Origin of the sequence: Variovorax sp. OV329 (genome assembly GCF_900114785.1) — a bacterium.
Taxonomy (GTDB): Bacteria; Pseudomonadota; Gammaproteobacteria; order Burkholderiales; family Burkholderiaceae_C; genus Variovorax.
Map to the genome: position 1 here is coordinate 64,579 of NZ_FOUG01000008.1, position 23,016 is coordinate 87,594.

Below are 23,016 nucleotides of genomic sequence, written 5' to 3' on the forward strand. Positions count from 1 at the left end.
TCGATGCCGCGTGGATCAGGCGGCGGCGCGCTTGGCCGGCTGGGCCTTCACCGCCGCGACGGCGGCCACGTTGCGCTTCGGCGCGGTCTTGTAGTGGGTGGCGTAGAGCGTCGCGCCGACAAAGGTCAGGCCGCCGACCAGATTGCCCAGCACCGTGGGAATCTCGTTCCAGATCAGGTAGTCCATCAGCGTGAACTTGCCGCCCAGCATCAGGCCGGTGGGGAACAGGAACATGTTCACGATGGAGTGCTCGAAGCCCATGTAGAAGAAGATCATCACCGGCATCCACATGCCGATGGCCTTGCCCGAGACGGTGGTGGACATCATGGCCGCCACCACGCCGGTGGAGACCATCCAGTTGCACATCACGGCGCGGATGAACAGCGTGAGCATGCCGGCCGCGCCGTGCGCAGCGTAGCCCACCGTGCGGCCTTCGCCGATGTGGCCCAGCTTCTCGCCGACCGCGTTGGGCGCCTCGGAAAAGCCGAAGGTGAAGATGATGGCCATGAACACGGCCACGGTCAGCGCACCGGCGAAGTTTCCGGTGAACACCAGGCCCCAGTTGCGAATTACGCCGCCCCAGGTGGCGCCGGGCCGGCGGTCGAACACCGCGAGCGGCGCCAGCGTGAACACGCCGGTGAGCAGGTCGAAGCCCATCAGGTACAGCATGATGAAGCCGACCGGGAAGAGCATGGCGCCTACCAGCGCATTGCCGGTGTTGACCGTCACCGTCACGGCGAAGGCGGCCGCCAGCGCGAGGATGGCGCCGGCCATGTAGGAGCGGATCAGCGTGTCGCGGGTGGACATCAGCAGCTTGGATTCGCCGGCGTCGACCATCTTGGTCACGAACTCGGCGGGAGCGAGGTAGGCCATCTTCTGTCTTCCTTTTTTGAGGTGTTCGCGCGTGCCGGCCACGCCATGCGTGGCAGAAGAACGCGCGAGCGGGAACGGCGCCGCAGGCATGCACCCGCATGCAAGCTGCAGGGTTGCCTCGGACGCCGTCATCCAGGGGGGGTGGTTGCTGGCCGCTCAGTCGTTGCGGGCAGCGGGGGTCGAGCCGCCGTTAGCTCGGTGCAGCGACTGATGCAGGTTCCATGCCCGAGGAAATGCCCGCGTTTCGCCCGCTTCGGGCGCATTCGCGTTGTTTCGCTCGCCGGGTGACGGGTCGCGAGCCCCGCACCGGTGCAGGCCCGGCACCGCGATGGTTCCAGTTCGCTCGTGTACCACGGGGCTTCAGCGCCGCAGCTTGTCGCCCTGCTGCGCGGCGAGTTGCTCGAAGGTCTGGTCAGGCAGCGAGAGCGTGGCCTCGGCCACGTCCAGCAGGCGGCGGTTCTGGTCCATCGAGGTCTTCTGCAGGGCGCGGAAGGCGGCTTCCTCGCTCATGCGCAGGCGCGACATCAGCACGCCCTTGGCGCGCTCGATCACCTTGCGCTCGTGCAGGGCGCGGCGGGCGGCGTCGAGCTCGGCCTCCATGCCGGCCAGGCGCGTGGACTGCGACTGCAGCAGCTGCAGCAGCGTGGCCGAAGCCGGGTCCACCGCCAGCGCGGGCGCCGCCTCGGGCTGCGAGGCCATGTCGAAGAAGTGCTCCACCGCATGCGCATGCGGCGGCGGGTTGTCGCGCAGCCTTTGCAACAGGCCCTCGGAATCCTGCAGCTCTTTTTCGGCCTGCCGGATCTGTTCCGCGCAGGCTTCGCGCAGGCGCTGCGTCAGCGCGACCTCCAGGTCCCACAGCATGTCGATGCGCGCGCTGCTGACGTCGAACCAGGCCTCGCTGAGCTGGCTGTCCAGCGCCATGCCGGGCCGTGCGGCGCACAAGGTGCGACGCAGGCGTTCCAGCCGCGCGGTGCCGGCCGAGAGCTGGTGCGCCTCCCAGCGCGCGCGCAAGGCCGGGTCGGCGAATTCGGCGAACACCTGCAGCGATCGTTCCTGCGAGTCGATGAGGTGGATCACGCGCTGCTGGTGCTCGTCGTCGCACAGGCCGGATGCGTACATGAGCGCGCCCACCGCCCGCTCCTGGCCCGCGGCCTCCTTGCCTTGAACGAGATGCAGGAAGGCCACCAGCAGGGGCGACACGCCGGGGACCAGCGTGGCATCGGCCACGTGGGAGATCAGCTCCACCTGGCCGGCGATCAGCGTGCTGTAGGCAGCCACCGCGTCGTGCGCGCTGAGCGCCTGGCCCTCGATGCGCGCGCGCAGTGCGGGCAGGGCATCCAGGTCGAGCAGCACCCAGGCGAGCAGCGACAGGATGCGCGCGCTGGCGCCCTGTGAAGGCTCGGCCTGCGATTCGACGAGCAGGCGCAGGCGCTGCTGCGATTCATGGACCGCCTCGACCGTCACGCGCCGCACGTCGGCGAAGTGCACGCCGAGCGACGCGAGGAAGATGCTCGACGCGCCGCGCTCGCGCTGCAGGGCATGCATGAGTTGCCCCAGCGCCTCCACCAGGTCGGCCCGAGCCTGCAGCCGGCGCATGGCGTCGATCTCGCGCTGCCTGGCCAGCAGCACGAGTTGGGCGGGGGACAGCGGCGCCGTGTCCGGCATGCGCGGGGTCGATCAGGCCAGGGCTACCTGCACCTGTCCCTGCTCGATGCGCACGGCGTGGGCGCGCACCGAGTGCTCGGGCGTTTCCAGGCACTCGCCGGTGCGCAGGTCGAAGTGGTTCTTGTACAGGGGCGAGGCCACGACAAGCCGTTCGCCCAGGTTGCCGACCAGCCCGCGCGACAGCACGCTGGCGCCGGACTTGGGATCGACGTTGTCGATGGCGAAGTACTGCTCGTCCTGCAGCCGGAACACGGCCACGTGGCGATCTTTCACCAGTGCGCAGATGCCCAGGTTGGGCAGCATGTCGCTGGCCTCGCAGATGGCGGTCCAATCGTTGTCTTGGGTCTTCATGGCGGGGTCCTTTCTGATCTAGTTGCGCGCTTCAGGCGGCTTCCGTCTGAGCGGCCGCGCGTTCCTCTGCACGGGCCGGACGCCGCTGGCCGCGCTCGTTCACGAACACGATGTGCTCGTCGGGCTTGTCGCTGTTGACGAAGGAGCGGAAGCGCGCGCGCGTCTGCGGGTCGGTCACGGCGGTCTTCCATTCGCACTGGTAGGTGTCGGCCACGTGCTGCATCTGCGATTCCAGCTCGTCGCCCAGGCCCAGGCTGTCCTTCACGATCACGTCCTTGAGGTAGTCCAGCCCGCCCTCCAGGCTTTCGCGCCAGGTGCTGGTGCGCTGCAGGCGGTCGGCGGTGCGCACGTAGAACATCAGGAAGCGGTCGATCATGCGCACCAGCTCTTCCTTGCCCAGGTCCGAGGCCAGCAGTTCGGCGTGGCGCGGCTTCATGCCGCCGTTGCCGCACACATAGAGGTTCCAGCCCTTCTCGGTGGCGATCACGCCCACGTCCTTGCCCTGCGCCTCGGCGCATTCGCGGGTGCAACCCGACACGCCGAACTTGATCTTGTGCGGCGCGCGCAGGCCCTTGTAGCGGTTCTCCAATTCCACCGCCATGCCCACGCTGTCCTGCACGCCGTAGCGGCACCAGGTTGACCCGACGCAGCTCTTCACCGTGCGCAGCGACTTGCCGTAGGCATGGCCGGACTCGAAGCCGGCGGCGATGAGCTCTTCCCAGATGAAAGGCAGCTGCTCCACGCGTGCACCAAAGAGGTCCACGCGCGCGCCGCCGGTGATCTTGGTGTACAGCGCGTACTTCTTCGCCACCTGGCCCACGGCGATCAGGCCCTCGGGCGTGACCTCGCCGCCGGGCATGCGCGGCACCACCGAGTAGCTGCCGTCCTTCTGGATGTTGCCCAGGTAGTAATCATTGCTGTCCTGCAGGCTGGCCAACTCCTTCTTGAGCACGAACTCGTTCCAGCATGAAGCGAAGATGCTGGCCGCGGCCGGCTTGCAGATGTCGCAGCCCAGGCCCTTGCCATGCCTGGCGAGCAGGTCGGCGAAGCTCTTGATCTCACCCACGCGAATCAGGTGGTACAGCTCCTGGCGCGAGTAGGCGAAGTGCTCGCAAATATGGTTGTTCACCGCCAGGCCCTGCTTCTTCATCTCGGCCTTCATGATCTGCGTGACCAGCGGCACGCAGCCGCCGCAGGTGGCGCCGGCCTTGGTGCAGGCCTTGAGCTCGCCGATGCTGGTGGCGCCACCGCACACCGCCGCGCAGATCTGGCCCTTGCTCACGCTGTTGCACGAGCAGATCTGCGCGCTGTCGGGCAGCGCATCCACGCCCAGGCCGGGCCGGGCCTTGCCGTCGCTGGCGGGCAGGATCAGGAACTCCGGGTCGGCCGGCAGCGCGATGCCGTTGAGCGCCATCTGCAGGAGCGTGCCGTACTCCTCCGCGTCGCCCACGAGCACGGCGCCCAGCAGCTGCTTGCCGTCCTCGCTCACCACGATCTTCTTGTAGACCTGCTTGCGCTCGTCCACGTACTGGTAGTTGCGGCAGCCGGGCGTCTTGCCCTGCGCGTCGCCGATGCTGGCCACGTCCACGCCCATCAGCTTGAGCTTGGTGCTCATGTCGGCACCGACGAAAGCGGCGTCGGCCTGGCCGGCGATGTGGCGCGCGGCCACGCGGGCCATGTCGTAGCCGGGGGCGACCAGGCCGAAGGTCTGGTCGTTCCACGAGGCGCATTCGCCGATGGCGTAGACATGGTGGTCGCTGCTGAGGCAGTTGCTGTCGATCACCACGCCGCCGCGCGGGCCGATGGCCAGCACGCACTGGCGGGCCAGCTCGTCGCGCGGGCGTATGCCGGCGGAGAACACGATCATGTCGGTCTCGAGGTAGGTGCCGTCGGCATACACCATGCGATGCCGCGCGCCGGCGCCGTCGGTGATCTCAACCGTGTTGCGGCCGGTATGCACATGCACGCCCAGTTCCTCGATCTTGCTGCGCAGGATGCGGCCACCGCCTTCGTCCACCTGCACCGCCATCAGGCGCGGCGAGAACTCCACCACGTGCGTTTCCAGGCCCATGTCGCGCAGCGCCTTGGCGCATTCCAGGCCCAGCAGGCCGCCGCCCACCACCACGCCGCTCTTCGATTTGGCGCCCGAGGCCTGCATCGCCTCCAGATCCTCGATGGTGCGGTACACATGGCAGTGCTCCCGCTCGCGGCCCGGCACGCCCGGCACGAAGGGGTTCGAGCCGGTGGCCAGCACCAGCTTGTCATAGGGAATGACTTCGCCGTCGGCGGTGGTCACGTGGCGCGTGCGGCGCTCCACGGCGGCGGCGCGCGAGGCCAGGCGCAGCTTGAAGCCGGTGCGCTCGAAGAAGCCGGGTTCGACCAGCGAGAGCTCGTCGGCGCTCTTGCCGCTGAAGAATTCGGAGAGGTGCACGCGGTCGTAGGCGGCGCGCGGCTCCTCGCACAGCACGGTGACCTCCACGTCGGGCAGGCCGGTCTCGGCCAGGGCCTCCAGGAACTTGTGGCCCACCATGCCGTGGCCGACAACAACGATCTTCATCATGACTGGTCCTTCTCGCGAAATGCAGGTGGACCGTTGGAACACGACGATGGAAAGCTCCGCGTGCGCCTCGGGCCACCCCGGCGGAGGAACGATGAATCGCGCACTCCGCCTGATGTGGGTAGGGTTGGAATCCCCGCACGGGCTTCGTCCTTTCGGACCTGGGCACCTTGCGGGTTCCGCCACCGTCAGCGGAGAGTCGGCCGGCAAGGTGGCCGGCCTTCCAACGGCGACATCACCGGTGGATGAAGGAGGGTGAGCAAGGGCCGTGCCATGCGGGCCTGGCAGGGGCCACGGCGCCTTTCACTGGGGGACGCCGGTCGGAAAACGGCCGCGGAAGCTCGCGCAGCAGGAGCCGGCCGCTTCAGCATGGTGCGCCGCATCACCAACTTGGGGTCGGCGCGCGCTCAGCCGCCGCGCGGGAGCTTGCCCAGTTCCTCGCGCACCAGCCGCACGATCAGGCGGTCCGGCGTGTCCACCGAATAGTTGCTCACCTCGTGCACCGTCTCCCGCCCGGGGCCGCTGGCCGGGTTCGCGGCGTTTCGGTAGGTCAGGAAGACGAAGCGCCCGCCGGTGTACTGCGCGATCTGGCGCTGCACGTATTCGCCCTGGGTGTCCAGGCCGCTGGCGCCCACGCTGAAGACCTTGATGCCCTTGCCCAGCGCGGCCAGCATGTCGTCGTCGTACTGGGGCCCCCCGTAGTCCAGGTGCGGGGGCGCGTCGGCCAGCAGCACCACCATGCGGGTGGCGCCGTCGCCGCGCCAGCTAATGCGGTGCACCGTGTCGTTCAGCGCCTCGTTCATCGCTTCCGGGTAGTCGCCGCCGCCGGCCGCCTGCAGCGCGTCCAGCACCTGCTGGAAGCTGGCCAGGTCGTTGGTGAGGTCGTGCCGGCGCAGCAGGAAGGCGTCGCCCTGGTCGCGGTAGGCCACCAGGCCGAAACAGGTGTCGGGGCGGCTGGGCAGGGCGGCGACCTCGCGGGCGATGGTGTGCAGCGTGGCGCGCAGCCTGGCGATCTCGTCGCCCATGGAGCCGGTGGCGTCCACCAGGAACACTAGGTCCAGGCGGGCGCGGGCCGGCACGGCGCCGGCGTCCAGCGTCAACTCCACCGCGCTCTTCTGCCCGCGGCGCAGGAAGCCATTGGCCTGGCGGCCGTTCTTGCGCACGGCCACTTCGTAGATGGTGCTGGCGGCCGGGTCGAAGGCACGCGGATGCAGCCAGGCGCGGCCGCCCGCATCGGTGCGGGCCCACATGGCAGCGCCGTTGGCGGCGCGCACCGCCACCTCGGCATCGGGCACCACCTCGCCGGCCGCGTTGCGCACCTGCAGCAGGTAGCGCTCGCTCACGTCGCGCTCGCGGTGCGCCACGCCGGCATTGCGCTGGCGGAACTGCAGGTAGCTGGCGAAGTCGGCGTTGTCGTCCACCATGCCTGCGGTCACCACCTCCTGGCGAGGCAGGCGCTGGCGCTGCAGCGGCGCGTCGGACGGGGCGGGTTGCGGCAGGTAGTTGGCGGCCGGGGCTTCCTTCGCCATGGCGTCGGCGGCAGCGCGCTCGCCGCGCTTGGCGGCGGCCGCGCCGGATGCGGATGGCGAGGCGGGCGCGGCCACCGACGGAGGCGCCGGCGCGGCGGCGGATTCATCGACACGCGCCTCTTCGTCGCGCAACGCGCGCCTCGCAACGCCGGGGGCGGGGCGCTCGGGCCATTGCGTGGCGGACGCGCGGCCGGGCAGTTCCACCGTCTGCGCCGGCCGCGCGCAGTGCGGTGCCGACGGCGCCTCGAAGTTGGGCCGCGTCTGAACCGCCACCGGCTGGGCGGGCCATTGCACCGGCTCGGGTTGCGGTGCGGGCTGCGGCCAGCGTGCCGCGTCCGCCGGCATCATCGGGCTGCCCGCGCCGCAGCCGCCGGCCAGCAGCGACAAGCCCAGGCACAGGACTGCAGACTGCAGGCGGCGTGCGCGGGCAGGGACGATTCTTGGTGTTGTCATGCGGTGGCTCCGTGTTGTGGATGCCACTGATACGGCGGGCCACGGTGTGACGGGGTTAGCATCCGGCCCATTTTTTGACCCGTGCTAACCCCGAACGCGCCCGCCACCCGTAGAACGTGAGGTGAAAATCTGCCGATGCTCGAGCCCGATGCGGCCATTGCCGCGCTCCACGAAGCCATGCCGGACGACCAGCTGATGCTCGCCTATGCCGATGGCGACAGCGCTGCGTTCGACGTGCTGTATGCCCGCCACGAAGGATCGCTGTACCGCTTCGTGCGCCGGCTGCTGGGCGCGCGCCTGGGCGCCGAAGTGGACGAGGTGTTCCAGGAGACCTGGTTTCGCGTCGTCTCGGCACGCGAGAGCTTCTCGCCCCAGGGCGCCACCTGGCGCACCTGGGTCTTCACCATCGCCCACAACCTGGCCATGGACCGCCTGCGCGTCAGCGGGCGCGAGGTGGCCTTCTATGCGCATGACGAGGACGGCGACGGCGCCGAAGCCATGCGCCTGTTCCACCACCGGTTGAAGGCCTTCGGCGACGGCGGCGCGGACGAGCACGCCGCGCCCTCGGCCGAGGAGGTGGCCTTCTGGCGCGCCGCCGGCCGGCGCCTGCTGGCCTGCCTGGACGAGTTGCCGCACGAGCAGCGCGCTGCCTTCCTGCTGCACAACGAGGAGGGCTTCGGCGTCGAGGCCATGGCCAAGACCCTGGAGATCAACTTCGAGACCGTGCGCAGCCGCCTGCGCTACGGCCTCAAGAAGCTGCGTGGCTGCATGGAGCGCTACCTGCAGGTGCTGGAGCGACGCGCATGAACACCACCGACGACGGCATGATTCTGGAACCCGGCGAGCCGGACGAGCCGATTTCCAACGACGCGCTGCGCAAGGCGCTGGCCCAGGCGCCGGACCGCACGACCCTGCCCGACTGGCGAATCCGCCAGGCCATCCTCGAGCACGCGCGCGACGCGATCTCGGCGTCGGAGGAACTGCTGTCCGCCAGCCGCGAGAGCACGCCCTGGTGGCGCTTCGGCTGGTGGCGCGAGCGGGTGGGCTTCACAGGCGCCGCGCCCTGGAGTGCTGCCTTTGCGACGGTGATCGTCGGCGTGCTGGTCACCTTGATGTGGCAGCGCGAGCCGGTGCCTGGCGCACGGCTGGACGAGCGGCCGGTCGCGGTGGCGCCCGAGCGCGCGGCGGCGCCCGCGCCGGAGTCGGTGGCGAAGGAGGATGCCCTGCGCAAGGATGCGGAGCGTGCGGCGCCGTCGAGGGCCGCGGAATCGCCGAAACCGGCTCCTTCGGGATCTTCTTCGCCGGTGCCCGCGCCTGCAGCCAACGCACCTGCGCCCGCCCGCGGGGCGTCGGCTTCGTCGGGGTCGACCGAGCCTTCCGCAAGGCCTGGCTCGGCCGGGGCGCCGTCCGTCACGGAGCCCGCCGCAACGGCGTCCGCGCCCGCTGTCGTCGCTGTTCCGGCGCAGCCGCCTGCAGGCGCCGCGGTGCAAGCACCCATGGCGCGGCCGCCAACTCCGCTACCTGCACCTGCGCCTGCGCCTGCGGCGCCCGCCGCCGGCGGTGCCCTGGCTCCGGCGCCATCTTCTCCTGTCGTGCCGGCGGCTCCCTCGCCCGGCACCGGTGACGCTCCACGTCAATCCTTGAGCCAGAACTACGCTTCGCCACCCCATGCGGGAACGCGCCAGTCTGCCGCTCCGGCTGCGGCCGACGCGGTCGCGCCCGAGCGTCGCCGGGCAGAGGTCGCGGCCGCCGCACCAGCGCCAGCTGCACCAGCGGACGAGAAGAAACGAGGCGCCGCTGCCGCGCGTCAGGAACCCGCCGAGCCGGCCGCGCCTGCGGCGCCGCCGCCGCTGGTGCCTGACTTCGCCTCGCTGTCGCGCTGGTCCGAGATGCGGGTGGCCAACGTCAATGGCGATGTGCGCGTGGTGCCGCGGTCCGAAGCCGGGGAACTGAGCCTGCTGATGAGCTCGGCCGCCATCATGGCCGTGGGCGCGCCGCCCATGCGAGCGCTGCCGGAATGGCGCGTGTCGCTGGAGCGCAAGGGCCAGGTGCTGGCCGTGCTGGAGGTGGCGCGCAGCCAGGTGCGCTGGACCGAGGGCAAGCTGCCGCCCAGCACGGGCACGCCGCCCATCGAATCGCTGGACGCCTTGCGCGCCGCCCTGCGCCAGACGATGAGGGCCGCTGCGACGCCGCGTCCGGAAGCACCGATGCCGCCCGTGCGTGCACCCCGTGCCGAGCCGGCCGCGCCCGTCGAGGCGCCCGTGCCGGCACCGGCTCCCGTGATGATCGATCCTCCGCTGGTGCCACCGCCCGTGCCTGCGCCTGCGCAGTAGTGGAGGGGCGGCGAGGCGCTCAGCGGTTCGTGAAGCTGGGCGGGCGCTTGTTGAGGAAAGCGTCCATGCCTTCGCGCTGGTCGGCGGTGCCGAACATCGAGTGGAAGAGGCGGCGCTCGAACAAAATGCCGTCCGACAGGCCCGACTCGAAGGCGCGGTTGACCGACTCCTTGGCCGCCATCACCGAGACCTGCGAGAAGCCCGCGATGACCAGGGCCGCGCCCAGCGCCTCTTCGGCCAGATTCTCGTAAGGCACCACGCGGCTCACCAGGCCGGCCCGCTCGGCTTCCTGCGCGTCCATCATGCGGGCCGTGAGCACCATGTCCATGGCCTTGCTCTTGCCCACCGCGCGCGGCAGGCGCTGCGTGCCGCCGGCGCCCGGGATGACGCCGATCTTGATCTCGGGCTGGCCGAACTTCGCGTTGTCGGCCGCGATGATGAAGTCGCACATCATCGCCAGCTCGCAGCCGCCGCCCAGCGCGAAGCCGGCCACCGCGGCGATCACCGGCTTGCGGATGGAGCGGATGGTCTCCCAGTTGCGGCTGATGAAGTCGCCCTTGTACGCATCGATGAAGTCGTACTTCGCCATCGCCGCGATGTCCGCGCCCGCGGCGAAGGCACGCTCGCTGCCGGTGACGATGATGCAGCCGATGGCCTGGTCGGCGTCGAAGGCCTTGAGCGCCAGGCCCAGCTCGGTCATGAGCTGGTCATTGAGCGCGTTCAGCGCCTTGGGCCGATTGAGCGTGATGATGCCGACCTTGCCGGCCTCGACGCGGGTTTCGATGGTTTCGTAGCTCATGGCTTGTCTCCTCGCGGAAATTTGGAATCAGGATGTCGAAGTGCCGATTAGCCAGCGCACCAGCTTCGCCGAATCGTGCGCAGCCAGTCGCCAGGTGCCGATGCCGCTGGGCAGTTGCAGCGGCAGGCGGATGAGCCGGCGGTCGCGCGCGACCAGGGCCGTCATTTTCTTCTGCGGGCCCAGGTAGAGCGCCAGGTCGTCCAGCTTGGCCAGTCGCCAGGCCTGCGCCGGCTGCGAGCGCGTGGCGGCCAGCTCGATGCCCAGCCATTCGTCATTCGCGGCGAAGCCGGCCTTCTCTGCAGCGCCGCCGCGCAGCACCACCTTCACCTGCACGCTGCCACCGGCTTCAGCCACGCGCAGGCCCAGCTCCTGGGCGCGCTGCGCCGGGTCGTCCAGCACGGCCACGCCGTGCGTGCGAAGAAGCTCGGCCAGCGGCAACTCGTCCGTGCCATGCACCCAGCGCGCCAGTTCGCTCGCGTAGCTGCGGCCGCCCACGGCCTGGAGGGCAGCCGCGATATCGGCCTCGCTCACCGGTCCGCCGCTGCTGTTCTTCCACAGCAGGCGCATCACCTCGTCCAGCGAGCCCTTGCCTTCGGCGCGCAGCGTGAGGTCGAAGCACAGCGCCACCAGCGCGCCCTTGGTGTAGTAGCTCACCGTGCTGTTGGGCGTCTGCTCGTCCTGCCGGTAGTACTTCACCCAGGCGTCGAAGCTGGCCTGCGCCACGGACTGCACCAGGCGTCCTGGCGCCTGCTGCACCTGGTTGATGGTCTTGTTGACCAGGCGCAGGTAGGTGGCGTCGTCGATGCGCTCGGCGCGGCGCAGCAGCAGGTCGTCGTAGTAGCTGGTGAAGCCCTCGAAGAACCACAGCAGCTCGGTGTAGTTCTCGCGCCCGTAGTCGTAGCTGGCGAAATCCGCCGGCCGCAGGCGCTTGACGTTCCAGGTGTGGAAGTACTCGTGGCTGATCAGGCCCATGAGCGTGGTGTAGCCCTCGGCCTGGCGCGCGCTGCCGTGGCGCGGCAGGTCGCGCCGCGCGCAGATGAGCGCGGTGCTGTGGCGATGCTCCAGCCCGCCGTAGCCGTCGTCCACCGCGTTGAGCATGAACACGTAGCGGTCGTGCGGTGGCTTGGGGCCGCCGCGCTTGCCCACCTTGTCGCCGTGCCAGAAGCGCATCTGCGTCTCGCAGATGGCGCGGGTGTCGGCGATCAGGCGGTCGCCGTCGAAGGAGGCCGGTGCGCCCGCCACCACGAAGCGGTGCGGCACGCCGCACACGTCGAAGCTGGCGCTCCAGAAGGTGCCCATTTCCACCGGGCTGTCGGCCAGCTCGTCGTAGTGGGCCGCCTGGTAGCGGCCGAAGCCCTGCCGGTCGACGGCGATGGGCGCGAGCGAGGTGGCACAGGACCAGCGCGCCTCGCCGGCGGCGGCACGCGGCGCAAGCACTTCCAACTCGTGCACCTGGGCCGTCTGGCCTTCCACGCGCAGGCACAGGCTGGTGCCGTTGAAGAAGCCGCGGTTGTCGTCCAGCCAGGCGGTGCGAACCGAGTTGTCATAGGCGCAGACCTGGTAGCTCAGCTCCAGCGGCTTGCCGACGGCGCTGTCGACCTGCCAGGTGGCCTTGTCCAGTTGCTGGATGGGCACGTTGCGCCGGCCCTGGCGGGCCGTGAGCCCCTGCAGGTTCTTGGCGAACTCGCGCACCAGGTAGCTGCCGGGAATCCAGGCCGGCAGCGACACCACCTGGCCAGCGGCCGGGGCGGAAATGTGCAGCCGGATGTCGAAGAGGTGCGCATGCCTGTCGGCACACGTCACCTGGAAATGGATGGGCGAGGCGCTCTTGCCGGCCATCACTTGGCGGCCGCGGTGAGCTGCTTCTCGACCTGCGCCGCCGGAATGGCGCCCGGCGTGCGGGAGCCGTCACTGAAGATCAGGGTGGGCGTGCCGGTGATGTTGTATTTGCGGCCGAAGGCGACGTTGCGGTCGATGGCTGCCGTGTCGCAGGTGGCGTCGGTCGGCTTGACCTCGCCCACCATCCAGTCGTTCCAGGCCTTCGCCTTGTCCTTGCTGCACCAGATGTTGCGCGACTTCACCTTCGAATCCGGGCCCAGCACCGGGTAGAGGAACAGGTAGACCGTCACGTTGTCGATGTTGCGCAGGTCCTTCTCGAAGTGCTTGCAGTAGCCGCAGTTCGGGTCCTCGAACACCGCCAGCTTGCGCTTGCCGTTGCCGCGCACGATCTTGAAGGCGTCCTGCACCGGCAGCTTGTCGAACGCGACTTCGTTGAGCTTGTCCATGCGCTCCTGCGTGAGGTTGCGGCGGCCCTTGACGTCGATCATCTCGCCCTGCACCAGGAAATCGCCCTGCTCGTCCGCATAGAACAACTCGGAGCCGTTCACGCGCACCTCCCAAAGGCCGGCGATGGGGGTCTTGCGGACCTCCTCGATCTGGGCGAACTGCGGGAAGCGCGCGGCGAGGTTCTTGCGGATCTCGGCCTCGCCGGCGTGGGCGGTGGCGGCAACAAAGGCGGCGGCGCAGGCGAGCGCGGCGGCCAACAGGCGGATGGATTTCATGGCGATTCGGATCGGTGGGACGGTATTTGGTTCAGTGCGCACCCGGCGCGGCCGAGCGCTGCAGGCCCATGGCGCGGCGCGCCACCCAGCTCTTGACGAAGCCGGTGCGGTCGAAGCCGCGCATGCCCCAGTTGCGCAGGCGCGGCAACGGGTCGGCACTGTGGGCGAACAGCTGCTGCAGGCCGTCGGTGGCCAGGCTCATGGCCAGCACGTCGGCGCGGCGGGCGCGTTCGTAGCGGCGCAGCAGGCGCATGTCGCCCACGCTGCGCCAGTGCTCGCGCTCGCCCAGCACGGCGGCCAGCGCCTGTGCATCGGCCAGGCCCAGGTTCAGGCCCTGTCCCGCCAGCGGGTGCACCGTGTGTGCGGCATCGCCGGCCAGGGCCCAGCTGCCGCTGCCGGTGCGCATCTGGCCGGTCCAGCGATCGGCAATTGCGCGCTGCAGCGGCCAGGCGGCGCGCTCGCCCACGGGGGTGAGCGCGCCCAGCGCGTCGCCACAGGCTTCGCGCACGGCGCCGGCGAATTCCTCGGCACCCAGGGCCAGCAGGCGCGGTGCGTGGGCCTGGTCCACGGACCACACCAGGGCCAGCGAGCGCCCGCCGGGGCCGCCCAGGGGCAACAGGGCGAGCACTTCGCCGCAGTCGTTGAACCATTGGCGGGCGACTTCGCCGTGCGGCCGTTCCGATTCGAAACGGGCGGCGATGGCGTGCTGCGGGTAGCGGGTGAGTTCGTAGTGCACGCCCAGGGCCTCGCGGGTGGCGCTGGCCTTGCCTTCGCACACCACGGTGAGCGGCGCGGCCACCGGCTGCTCGACCACCTCGATCATGGGCGAGAAGCGCACGGCGTCGGCCAGGCGCTGCTCCAGCGCGGGCACGTCGACGATCCAGGCCAGCGCGTCCACCTTCTGCTGGGGCGCGCTGAAGTGCACGCTGCCGCCGTCGTCGCCGTGGATCATCATCTCGCGCACGGCGGTGGCGTGCTGCGCATCCGGCCAGGCGCGCAGCGATTCGAGCAGCTCGCGCGAGGCGGCGTTGAGGGCGTAGGCGCGGATGTCCTCGCGCGCCTTGGCGGCCGCATCGGCGGCGGGCGCCACCAGCGCCACGCGCACGCGCGCGCCGGCCAGCAGAAGCGCCAAAGTGCGGCCGACGATGCCGGCGCCGCGGATGCAAACCTCGGGGGGAAGAGCCATCGGGCCATTGTAGGGAGTCGGGGGCGGGCGCCGGCTTGGCCCTTCCTGTTGGGAGACAATCGGCAGCCCCAGCCGAGGACCCCTTCGTGAACCCTGCCGATTTCGACCTCCAAGCCAGCATCTCGCGGCTTTTCGTCTATCCGATCAAGTCCTGCGCGGGCGTGGAACTCCAGGAGAGCCTGCTGATCGAGACCGGCCTGGAATTCGACCGCGCCTGGATGGTGGTGGACGAGGGGGGCGAGTTCGTCAGCCAGCGCGAGCTGCCGCGCATGGCCCTCATCCGCCCCACGCTGCGGCACGGCGACATGGTGCTGCGCGCCCCCGGCATGCTGGCGCTGCACATCGCCTTCGACCGGGTCGAGGGCCCGGTGCGGGTGCGCGTGTGGGACGACGAGGTGGCCGCCTACGACATGGGCGACATCGCGGCCCAGTGGTTCAGCGACTTCCTGTCCGAGCCCGGCCAGCCGAAGAAGAAGCTGCGCCTGGTGCGCTTCGACCCCGAGCACAAGCGCCTGTCCAGCCGCAAGTGGACCGGCGAGGTCGAGGCCCCGAACCAGTTCGCCGACGGCTTCCCGATCCTGGCCATCAGCGAGGCCTCGCTCGCCGAATTCAACGCGCGCATGGCCGCGGCCGGCCACGAGGCGATCGCCATGGAGCGCTTCCGGCCGAACCTGGTGCTCGCCGGCATCGAGGCGCACGACGAGGACCGTGTGGACGAGTTGCGCATCGACACCGGCGAGGGCGGCCAGGTGCTGCTGCGCCCGGTCAAGCCCTGCGCCCGCTGCACCATCCCCGACGTGGACCCGGCCACCGCCCAGACCGGCACGGCGGTCAATGAAACCCTGCGCAGCTACCGCGCCGACCCGCGGCTGGACGGCGCCCTGACCTTCGGCATGAACCTGATCGTGCTCGAAGGCGTGGAGCAGCCCCTGCGGGTGGGGCAGACGGCGGGCGCCAACCTGCGCTTCGAATAGGCGCGGGGAGGGCGCCGTAAAATCACGGGTTCTCCCCAATCTCCCAGAAAGCTAGCGCCATGAGCCTCCAGTGCGGCATCGTCGGCCTGCCCAACGTCGGCAAGTCCACCCTCTTCAACGCCCTGACCAAGGCCGGCATCGCGGCGGAAAACTATCCCTTCTGCACCATCGAGCCGAACGTCGGCGTGGTGGAAGTGCCCGACCCGCGCCTGGCGCAGCTGGCCGGGATCGTGCAGCCCGAGCGCGTGGTGCCGGCCATCGTGGAGTTCGTGGACATCGCCGGCCTGGTGGCCGGTGCCAGCACGGGCGAAGGCCTGGGCAACAAGTTCCTGGCCCACATCCGCGAGACCGACGCCACCGTCAACGTGGTGCGCTGCTTCGACGACGACAACGTGATCCACGTGGCCGGCAAGGTCGACCCCATCTCCGACATCGAGGTGATCCAGACCGAGCTGTGCCTGGCCGACCTGGCCACCGTCGAGAAGGCGCTTCACCGCCACACGAAGGTTGCCCGCTCGGGCGACAAGGACGCGCAGAAGCTGGTCGGCCTTCTCGAGCGCTGCCAGGCCGCGCTCAACGAGAACACGCCGGTGCGCGCGCTCGAGTTCACCAAGGAAGAGCAGCCGCTGGTCAAGAGCTTCACGCTGATCACCGCCAAGCCGGCGATGTTCGTGGGCAACGTGTCCGAGGACGGCTTCGAGAACAACCCCTACCTGGACCGCCTGCGCGAGTACGCCGCCAAGCAGAACGCGCCGGTGGTGGCCATCTGCGCGAAGATCGAGGCGGAGCTGGCCGACATGGACGAGGAAGACAAGAAGATGTTCCTGGCCGAGATCGGCCAGGAGGAGCCGGGCCTGAACCGCCTCATCCGTGCCGCCTTCAAGCTGCTGGGACTGCAGACCTACTTCACCGCCGGCGTGAAGGAAGTGCGCGCCTGGACCATCCACATCGGCGACACCGGCCCGCAGGCCGCCGGCGTGATCCACGGCGATTTCGAGAAGGGCTACATCCGCGCCCAGACCATCGCCTTCGAGGACTACATCGCCTTCAAGGGCGAGCAGGGCGCCAAGGACGCGGGGAAGATGCGCTCCGAAGGCAAGGAATACGTCGTCAAGGATGGCGACGTCATGAACTTCCTGTTCAGCTCCTGATTGAATAGGGACGGCGGCTCGTCGCTCGCCCGTGCGGCTGGGCGGCCGCCCGCGGCGCTTCGTCGCATCGGCGTGGGTGCTGCGCACGCGAACCGGTAGAAAGCGGGGCGTCGCGGCCGACTTCGGCCGTGCGCCTTTCAAACCCCTGAACAACAACAAGAGCAGCACAACCATGATCACAGTCCATCACCTGAACAACTCCCGCTCGCAGCGCGTGCTCTGGCTGCTCGAGGAGTTGGGCCAGCCCTACGAGATCATCCGCTACCAGCGCGACCCGGCGACGATGCTGGCGCCCGCTTCGCTCAAGGCGGTGCACCCGCTGGGCAAGTCGCCGGTGGTGGTGACCGACGACGGCCTTACGCTGGCCGAGTCGGGCGCGATCATCGAGACCCTGGCCGAGCGCTACGGACAGGGCCAGCTGGCGCCCGCGCCCGGCACGCCCGAAGCCGCACGCTACCGCTACTGGCTGCACTACGCCGAAGGATCGGCCATGCCGCCGCTGCTGCTCAAGCTGATCTTCGACCGCATCGAGAAGAGCCCGGTGCCCTTCTTCGCCAAGCCCATCGTCAAGGGCGTGGTCGACAAGACCAAGTCGGCCTTCATCGCCCCGCAGCTCAAGACGCACCTGGACTTCATGGAGGGCGAACTGGGCAAGACCCCGTGGTTCGCCGGCGAGTCCTTCAGCGCGGCCGACATCCAGATGAGCTTTGCGGTGGAAGTGGCGCGCGCACGCGGCGGGCTGGACGCGAGCCGGCCCAAGCTCATGGCCTGGCTGGAGCGCATCCACGCAAGGCCGGCCTACCAGCGCGCGCTGGAGCGCGGGGGGCGCTTCGAGCTCAGCTGACCGGGGCTTTGCCGAAGCGGCGACAATACAGGGGTGGCTCCGCATGGGAGCCCCTCTTTTTTCACCCACCCATCACACCGACCAGGAGCACTCACATGGGCAACAAGATCGTTACCGAAGCCGACCGCAAGGCCACCCCGCGTCCCACGCCGATGCCCGGCATGGCGCTGGCTCGCCAGGGCACCGGCCAGCGCCGCAGCCTCGAGCGCGGCCCCGCCACCCGCAGCAAGAAGAACGTCGGCAAGCGCGCGCACCAGGGCTGATCGCCGTTCTCTGCTGCGTGCCATGCGCGCAGTCCTGAAAAGAAGCCGGCGTGTGCCGGCTTTTTCATTTCAGGAGCCGAAGCCCAGCCTGGGCCACATATAGATGAGGCCCATGGTCATGGTGACGTAGCGCGCGAACTTGCCGATGGCCATGTAGAACACGCAAGGCCAGAAGGGCATGCGCAACCAGCCGGCCACCGCGCACAGCGGGTCGCCGAAGAGCGGCAGCCAGGCCAGCAGGCATGCCTTGGGGCCCAGGCGTTCGAGCCAACCCAGCACCCGCACGTGGTGCTTGGAGTGTGAGTACTTATCAGCCACCTGGTGCGCCGCGAAGCCCATCCACCAGTCCACCGCACCGCCCAGCGTGTTGCCCGCCGTGGCAACGAAGATCGCCGGCCAGAACATGTCGGCGTTGAGTTGCAGCAGGCCGAAGAGCGCGGGCTCCGAGCCCAGCGGCAGCAACGTGGCTGAAATAAAGGAAACGATGAACAGCGACGTCAGCCCATATTCGGGCAGCGCGAGCAGCGCAAGAAGTGAGTCGTACCAATGTTCCATGTAGCGCGGCAGTATAAGAACCCGGGCCTTGCTTCCTGCACGTTGGCAGTGCAAATCGTTTCATCCACCGGGATGTGGCATCGCTACAATCGTGCCTCATTTTTCAGCAGCCGAGTTGCGCACCGCACCATTTCATGACCCTGCAGATCGGCAACATCCCGCTGGAAAACCGCTTGTTCGTGGCGCCCATGGCCGGCGTGACCGACCGGCCTTTCCGCACCCTGTGCCGTCAGATGGGGGCCGGCTACGCGGTCAGCGAGATGGTCACCTCGCGCAAGGACCTGTGGCATTCGCTCAAGACCTCGCGGCGCGCCGACCACACCGGTGAGCCCGGTCCGATCTCGGTGCAGATCGCAGGCACCGACGCGGCCATGATGGCCGAGGCCGCGCACTACAACATCGATCGCGGCGCGCAGATCATCGACATCAACATGGGTTGCCCGGCCAAGAAGGTCTGCAACAAGTGGGCCGGCTCGGCCCTCATGCGCGACGAGCCGCTGGCGCTGGAGATCGTCGAAGCCGTGGTGCAGGCGGCGCAGCCGCACGGCGTGCCGGTCACCCTCAAGATGCGCACCGGCTGGAGCCTGGAGCAGCGCAACGCGGTCGCGCTCGCGCGCCGCTTCGAGGCCGCCGGCGTGCAGATGCTCACGGTGCACGGCCGCACCCGCGAGCAGGGCTACAAGGGCCAGGCCGAGTACGAGACCATCGCCGCGGTGAAGGCCGCGGTGAGCGTGCCGGTGGTGGCCAATGGCGACATCACCAGCCCCGAGAAGGCCCGCGCGGTCCTGGCCGCGACCGGTGCCGACGCCATCATGATCGGCCGTGCCGCGCAGGGCCGGCCCTGGATCTTCCGCGAGATCGAGCACTTCCTGGCCACCGGCACGCACCGCGCGCCGCCGCTGGTGGCCGAGGTCCAGCGCCTCCTGCTCGAGCATCTCCAGGAGCACTACGTCCTCTACGGCGACTACAGCGGCGTGCGCACGGCCCGCAAGCACATCGGCTGGTACGTGCGCGGCTTGCCCGGGGGCGAGGAATTTCGCGGCGAGATGAACCGCATCGAGGAGTGCGAGGCCCAGCTGGCGGCCGTCGCAGCCTTCTTCGACGGCCTGGCCGCCCACACAGACCGCATGCCTGCCGCCGCGCCGCAGGCATTGAACGATCCCGAGGAAGAAGAAGGGGTGGCCTGCCAGGACGCCCGATAACAGATCAAATCAAGAAGAGAAGAGCATGAGCAAGAAGCAGATCGAGGACTGCGTCCGCAGCAGTCTGGAAGGCTATTTCCGCGACCTCCGAGGCACCGAGCCCGACGGCATGTACGACATGCTGGTCAACGTGGTCGAGAAACCGCTGCTCGACGTGGTGATGAGCCGCGCCGAGGGCAACCAATCCAAGGCGGCCCAGTGGCTGGGCCTGAACCGAAACACCCTGCGCAAAAAGCTGGTCGAACACAAGCTCCTGAAGTAAGCATCCCATGGCACTCACCGCACTCCTCTCCGTTTCCGACAAGACCGGCATCCTCGAATTCGCACAGAGCCTGCACGGCCTGGGCGTGAAGCTCCTGTCCACCGGCGGCACCGCCAAGCTGCTGGCCGACGCCGGCCTGCCGGTCACCGAAGTGGCCGACCACACGGGCTTTCCCGAAATGCTGGACGGCCGCGTGAAGACGCTGCACCCGAAGATCCACGGCGGCCTGCTGGCGCGCCGCGACCTGCCCGCGCACGTGGCGGCCATCCAGGAGCACGGCATCGACACCATCGACCTGCTGGTGGTCAACCTCTATCCCTTCGAGGCCACGGTGGCCAAGGCCGGCTGCACGCTGGAGGACGCGATCGAGAACATCGACATCGGCGGCCCGGCCATGGTGCGCAGCGCCGCCAAGAACTGGAAGGACGTGGGCGTGCTGACCGACGCGGCGCAGTACCCCGTGGCCCTGGCCGAGCTCAAGGCCAGCGGCAAGCTGAGCGACAAGACCCGCTTCGCCTTCTCGGTGGCCGCCTTCAACCGCATCGCGGACTACGACGGCGCCATCAGCGACTACCTCTCGGCCATCGACTTCGAGGCCAGCGAAGGCCAGGCGGCGCCCAAGCGAGCGCTCTTCCCGGCGCAAAGCAACGGCCGCTTCGTCAAGCTGCAGGACCTGCGCTACGGCGAGAACCCGCACCAGCAGGCCGCCTTCTACCGCGACCTGTATCCGGCACCGGGCTCGCTGGTCACCGCGAAGCAGCTGCAGGGCAAGGAGCTGTCCTACAACAACATCGCCGATGCCGACGCGGCGTGGGAGTGCGTGAAGAACTTCGAGGTGCCCGCCTGCGTCATCGTCAAGCACGCCAACCCCTGCGGCGTGGCCGTGGGCGCGGACGCGCACGAGTCCTATGCGAAGGCCTTCAAGACCGACCCCACTTCGGCCTTCGGCGGCATCATCGCCTTCAATCGCCCGGTGGACCTGGCGGCCGCGCAGGCGGTGAGCAAGCAGTTCGTCGAGGTGCTGATGGCTCCGGCCTACACGCCCGAGGCGCTGGAGGTGTTCAAGGCCAAGGTCAACGTCCGCATCCTGCAGATCGAGCTGCCGCCCGGCGGCGACACCGACTGGAAGAACGGCCGCAATGCGATGGACGTGAAGCGGGTCGGCTCGGGCCTTTTGATCCAGACCGCGGACAACCACCAGCTCGCGCTGGCCGACCTGAAGGTGGTGACCACGAAGCAGCCCACCGCCCAGCAGCTGGAAGACCTGCTCTTCGCCTGGAAGGTCGCGCAGTACGTCAAGAGCAACGCCATCGTGTTCTGCGCGGGCGGCATGACGCTGGGCGTGGGCGCGGGCCAGATGAGCCGGCTCGACTCGGCGCGCATCGCCAGCATCAAGGCCGAGCACGCCGGCCTCTCGCTGGCCGGCTCGGCCGTGGCCAGCGACGCCTTCTTCCCCTTCCGCGACGGCCTGGACGTGGTCATCGACCACGGTGCCACCTGCGTGATCCAGCCGGGCGGCTCGATGCGCGACCAGGAAGTGATCGACGCGGCGAACGAGCGCGGCGTGGCCATGGTCTTCAGCGGCGTGCGCCACTTCCGCCACTGAGCGCAGCGGCAGTCGCTCGGCTGCCTCCTTACTTCGGCGCGCCGCCGGCCGGCGCGCTGAAGCGCACCTTCAGCTGGAAGCTGATGGCGCCGTAGAGCCGGTCCTTGTACGAGGGAATGACGCCGACGTTGAGCCCCCAGTAGCGGCTTTCGTAGGCCACGGTGGGGATCAGCGCCGGGAACCAGCCGCCGTCCTTGTAGTTGGGGTAGCCGTCGAAGGCACCCACCGCGGCGCCGAACCTGAAGCCCTGCCACTGCAAGGGCATGTAGTAGGCGCCGATGTAGTTCGAGCGCTCGCGGTCGCTGTTCTTGAAGGTGCCGGCCGTGAGCGACCACTCGTCGTCGAGCACGTACTCCACGCCGAAGCCCGGGTTGGCGTCTTCCAGGTTCTTGTCGCGGTCCCAGTGCCACGAATAGAAGCCGGGGTTCAGCCACAGGCGCGACAGGACTTCGGAAGAGCTTCCGGCGTCCGAGGCAGTTTCCTGCGCCTGGCCCGCGGCCGGCAGAGCGGCCAGGGCCAGCAGCAGGCCTGCGAGCGCGGCGCGCCGGCTCATGCGGCCCGGCCGAGCTTCCTGAAGACCGCCGAAGCTGCCTCCAGCGTCTGCGCGATATCGTCCTGGCTGTGGGCGCTGCTCACGAAGCCTGCCTCGTACAGCGCCGGCGCGATGTAGACGCCGCGCTCCAGCAGCCCGTGGAAGAGGGCGTTGAAGCGTGCACCGTCGCTCTTCATCACGCTGGCGTAGTCCTGCGGCAGCGTGTCGAGCAGGAAGAAGCCGAACATGCCGCCTTCGCAGTCGGCACTGAAGCCGACACCCTCGGCGCTGGCGGCGGCCTTGAGCCCATCGACCAGCGAGCGGGTCTTGGCGGCCAGTGCGTCGTAGAAGCCCGGCTTGGCGATTTCCCGCAGCGTGGCCAGGCCGCAGGCGGTGGCCACCGGGTTGCCCGACAGCGTGCCGGCCTGGTAGACCGGGCCCTGCGGTGCCAGCTGCTCCATGATGGCGCGCGGTCCGCCGAAGGCCGCCAGCGGCATGCCGCCGCCGATGACCTTGCCAAGCACCGTGAGGTCGGGCCGCACGCCCAGCACGCCCTGCGCACCCTGCAGGCCGACGCGGAAGCCGGTCATGACCTCGTCGAACACCAGCAGCGCGCCATGCTGCGTGCACAGCTCGCGGCAGCGCTTCGCGAACTCGGGCGTGGCCCGCACGAAGTTCATGTTGCCGGCGATCGCCTCGATCATCAGGCAGGCGATGTCCTTGCCATGTTCGGCAAAGGCGGCGTCGAGTTGCGGCAGGTCGTTGTATCGCAGCACCAGCGTGTGCTGCACCACCTCGGGCGGCACGCCCGCGGAAGTGGGATTGCCGAAAGTGGCCAGGCCTGAACCGGCCTTCACCAGCAGCGCGTCGGCATGGCCGTGGTAGCAGCCTTCGAACTTGATGATGGTCTTGCGCCCGGTGGCGCCACGGGCCAGGCGCAGCGCACTCATCGCGGCCTCGGTGCCCGAGCTGACCAGGCGCACCATCTCCATGGACGGCATGAGCGCGAGGATGGCCTCGGCCAGTTCGATCTCGCGCTCGGTCGGCGCGCCGAAGGACAGGCCCTCGGTCACGGCCTTCTGCACCGCCTCGATCACGGCGGGATGGCCGTGGCCCAGGATCATCGGGCCCCAGGAGCCGATGTAGTCGATGTAGCGCTGGCCGGCTGCATCCCACATGTAGGCGCCCTGCGCCTTCTGGATGAAGCGCGGCGTGCCGCCCACGGCCTTGAACGCGCGCACCGGCGAGTTCACCCCGCCAGGAATGACAGCGCGTGCGCGCTCGAAAAGTTGGTTGTTGCGGTCGTCTGCGGTCATCGGT

Annotated in this window: 21 protein-coding genes; 9 read left to right on the plus strand and 12 right to left on the minus strand. The window is 69.3% G+C overall.

What is annotated here, in order from left to right; all coding sequences use genetic code 11:
- Positions 1-15: 15 nt before the first annotated feature.
- From BM345_RS15330 to BM345_RS15350, 5 genes are all read right to left on the minus strand, one after another.
- Entirely contained in the window at positions 16-873 is an 858-nt protein-coding gene (locus BM345_RS15330) for a formate/nitrite transporter family protein (protein WP_093380838.1), read from the minus strand.
- A 360-nt stretch (positions 874-1,233) separates the two neighbouring features.
- Positions 1,234-2,538 (minus strand): nitrate- and nitrite sensing domain-containing protein, encoded by a 1,305-nt coding sequence (locus BM345_RS15335; protein WP_093380840.1) that lies wholly within the window; start codon positions 2,536-2,538, stop codon positions 1,234-1,236.
- 12 nt (positions 2,539-2,550) lie between these two features.
- Positions 2,551-2,889 carry a nitrite reductase small subunit NirD gene (gene nirD / locus BM345_RS15340; RefSeq protein ID WP_093380841.1) on the minus strand — a complete coding sequence of 113 codons (339 nt, stop codon included), beginning with the start codon at positions 2,887-2,889 and terminating at the stop codon, positions 2,551-2,553.
- Between the two features lie 31 nt (positions 2,890-2,920).
- Positions 2,921-5,446: a nitrite reductase large subunit NirB gene (nirB, locus tag BM345_RS15345; RefSeq protein WP_093381149.1), complete on the minus strand. Its 2,526-nt coding sequence runs from the start codon at positions 5,444-5,446 to the stop codon at positions 2,921-2,923.
- A gap of 407 nt (positions 5,447-5,853) precedes the next feature.
- Entirely contained in the window at positions 5,854-7,428 is a 1,575-nt protein-coding gene (locus BM345_RS15350; protein WP_093380843.1) for a vWA domain-containing protein, read from the minus strand.
- 135 nt (positions 7,429-7,563) lie between these two features.
- Here BM345_RS15350 and BM345_RS15355 point away from each other — a divergent pair, with 135 nt between their 5' ends.
- Both BM345_RS15355 and BM345_RS15360 read left to right on the plus strand, forming a co-directional pair.
- Positions 7,564-8,235: a sigma-70 family RNA polymerase sigma factor gene (locus BM345_RS15355; RefSeq protein WP_254789750.1), complete on the plus strand. Its 672-nt coding sequence runs from the start codon at positions 7,564-7,566 to the stop codon at positions 8,233-8,235.
- On the plus strand, positions 8,232-9,761 hold the full coding sequence (locus tag BM345_RS15360; RefSeq protein WP_093380844.1) for a hypothetical protein: 1,530 nt from the start codon (positions 8,232-8,234) through the stop codon (positions 9,759-9,761). Before BM345_RS15355 ends, BM345_RS15360 begins: the two co-directional genes overlap by 4 nt.
- Before the next feature lie 19 nt (positions 9,762-9,780).
- On the opposite strand, the gene BM345_RS15365 is transcribed toward BM345_RS15360, so the two are convergent.
- Genes BM345_RS15365 through BM345_RS15380 form a run of 4 tightly spaced genes read right to left on the minus strand, consistent with a single transcriptional unit; the run spans position 9,781 to position 14,307 of the window.
- Positions 9,781-10,560 carry an enoyl-CoA hydratase gene (locus BM345_RS15365; protein WP_093380846.1) on the minus strand — a complete coding sequence of 260 codons (780 nt, stop codon included), beginning with the start codon at positions 10,558-10,560 and terminating at the stop codon, positions 9,781-9,783.
- Positions 10,561-10,587: 27 nt separating this feature from the next.
- Positions 10,588-12,399, minus strand: a complete 1,812-nt coding sequence (locus tag BM345_RS15370) for a M61 family metallopeptidase (RefSeq protein WP_093380847.1) — start codon at positions 12,397-12,399, stop codon at positions 10,588-10,590.
- On the minus strand, positions 12,399-13,121 hold the full coding sequence (locus tag BM345_RS15375; protein ID WP_093380849.1) for a DsbC family protein: 723 nt from the start codon (positions 13,119-13,121) through the stop codon (positions 12,399-12,401). Before BM345_RS15375 ends, BM345_RS15370 begins: the two co-directional genes overlap by 1 nt.
- A gap of 31 nt (positions 13,122-13,152) precedes the next feature.
- Complete coding sequence (locus BM345_RS15380) at positions 13,153-14,307, minus strand: FAD-dependent monooxygenase (RefSeq protein WP_093380850.1); 1,155 nt, start codon at positions 14,305-14,307, stop codon at positions 13,153-13,155.
- 86 nt (positions 14,308-14,393) lie between these two features.
- Here BM345_RS15380 and BM345_RS15385 point away from each other — a divergent pair, with 86 nt between their 5' ends.
- The 4 genes from BM345_RS15385 (at position 14,394) to BM345_RS30145 (ending at position 17,539) form a co-directional block, all read left to right on the plus strand.
- The gene (locus BM345_RS15385; RefSeq protein WP_093380852.1) at positions 14,394-15,281 is read left to right on the plus strand and encodes an MOSC domain-containing protein; all 888 of its coding nucleotides are present in this window, start codon (positions 14,394-14,396) and stop codon (positions 15,279-15,281) included.
- Between the two features lie 59 nt (positions 15,282-15,340).
- Positions 15,341-16,432 carry a redox-regulated ATPase YchF gene (ychF, locus tag BM345_RS15390; RefSeq protein WP_093380853.1) on the plus strand — a complete coding sequence of 364 codons (1,092 nt, stop codon included), beginning with the start codon at positions 15,341-15,343 and terminating at the stop codon, positions 16,430-16,432.
- A gap of 172 nt (positions 16,433-16,604) precedes the next feature.
- Positions 16,605-17,276 (plus strand): glutathione S-transferase, encoded by a 672-nt coding sequence (locus BM345_RS15395; protein ID WP_093381152.1) that lies wholly within the window; start codon positions 16,605-16,607, stop codon positions 17,274-17,276.
- Between the two features lie 95 nt (positions 17,277-17,371).
- Positions 17,372-17,539 carry a hypothetical protein gene (locus BM345_RS30145; RefSeq protein WP_175545023.1) on the plus strand — a complete coding sequence of 56 codons (168 nt, stop codon included), beginning with the start codon at positions 17,372-17,374 and terminating at the stop codon, positions 17,537-17,539.
- 69 nt (positions 17,540-17,608) lie between these two features.
- On the opposite strand, the gene BM345_RS15400 is transcribed toward BM345_RS30145, so the two are convergent.
- Positions 17,609-18,094: a YqaA family protein gene (locus tag BM345_RS15400; RefSeq protein WP_093380855.1), complete on the minus strand. Its 486-nt coding sequence runs from the start codon at positions 18,092-18,094 to the stop codon at positions 17,609-17,611.
- A 134-nt stretch (positions 18,095-18,228) separates the two neighbouring features.
- Between BM345_RS15400 and dusB the strand changes: the two genes are divergently transcribed.
- Genes dusB through purH form a run of 3 tightly spaced genes read left to right on the plus strand, consistent with a single transcriptional unit; the run spans position 18,229 to position 21,164 of the window.
- Entirely contained in the window at positions 18,229-19,296 is a 1,068-nt protein-coding gene (gene dusB / locus BM345_RS15405; RefSeq protein ID WP_254789751.1) for a tRNA dihydrouridine synthase DusB, read from the plus strand.
- Positions 19,297-19,321: 25 nt separating this feature from the next.
- The gene (locus tag BM345_RS15410) at positions 19,322-19,558 is read left to right on the plus strand and encodes a Fis family transcriptional regulator (protein ID WP_093380856.1); all 237 of its coding nucleotides are present in this window, start codon (positions 19,322-19,324) and stop codon (positions 19,556-19,558) included.
- A gap of 7 nt (positions 19,559-19,565) precedes the next feature.
- The gene (purH, locus tag BM345_RS15415; RefSeq protein ID WP_093380858.1) at positions 19,566-21,164 is read left to right on the plus strand and encodes a bifunctional phosphoribosylaminoimidazolecarboxamide formyltransferase/IMP cyclohydrolase; all 1,599 of its coding nucleotides are present in this window, start codon (positions 19,566-19,568) and stop codon (positions 21,162-21,164) included.
- A gap of 28 nt (positions 21,165-21,192) precedes the next feature.
- Here the strand turns inward: purH and BM345_RS15420 are convergent, their stop codons facing one another.
- Both BM345_RS15420 and hemL read right to left on the minus strand, forming a co-directional pair.
- On the minus strand, positions 21,193-21,717 hold the full coding sequence (locus BM345_RS15420; protein ID WP_254789752.1) for a hypothetical protein: 525 nt from the start codon (positions 21,715-21,717) through the stop codon (positions 21,193-21,195).
- A complete protein-coding gene (gene hemL, locus BM345_RS15425; protein ID WP_093380859.1) occupies positions 21,714-23,012 on the minus strand; it encodes a glutamate-1-semialdehyde 2,1-aminomutase in 1,299 nt (432 codons plus the stop codon). Before hemL ends, BM345_RS15420 begins: the two co-directional genes overlap by 4 nt.
- Between the last annotated feature and the right edge of the window lie 4 nt (positions 23,013-23,016).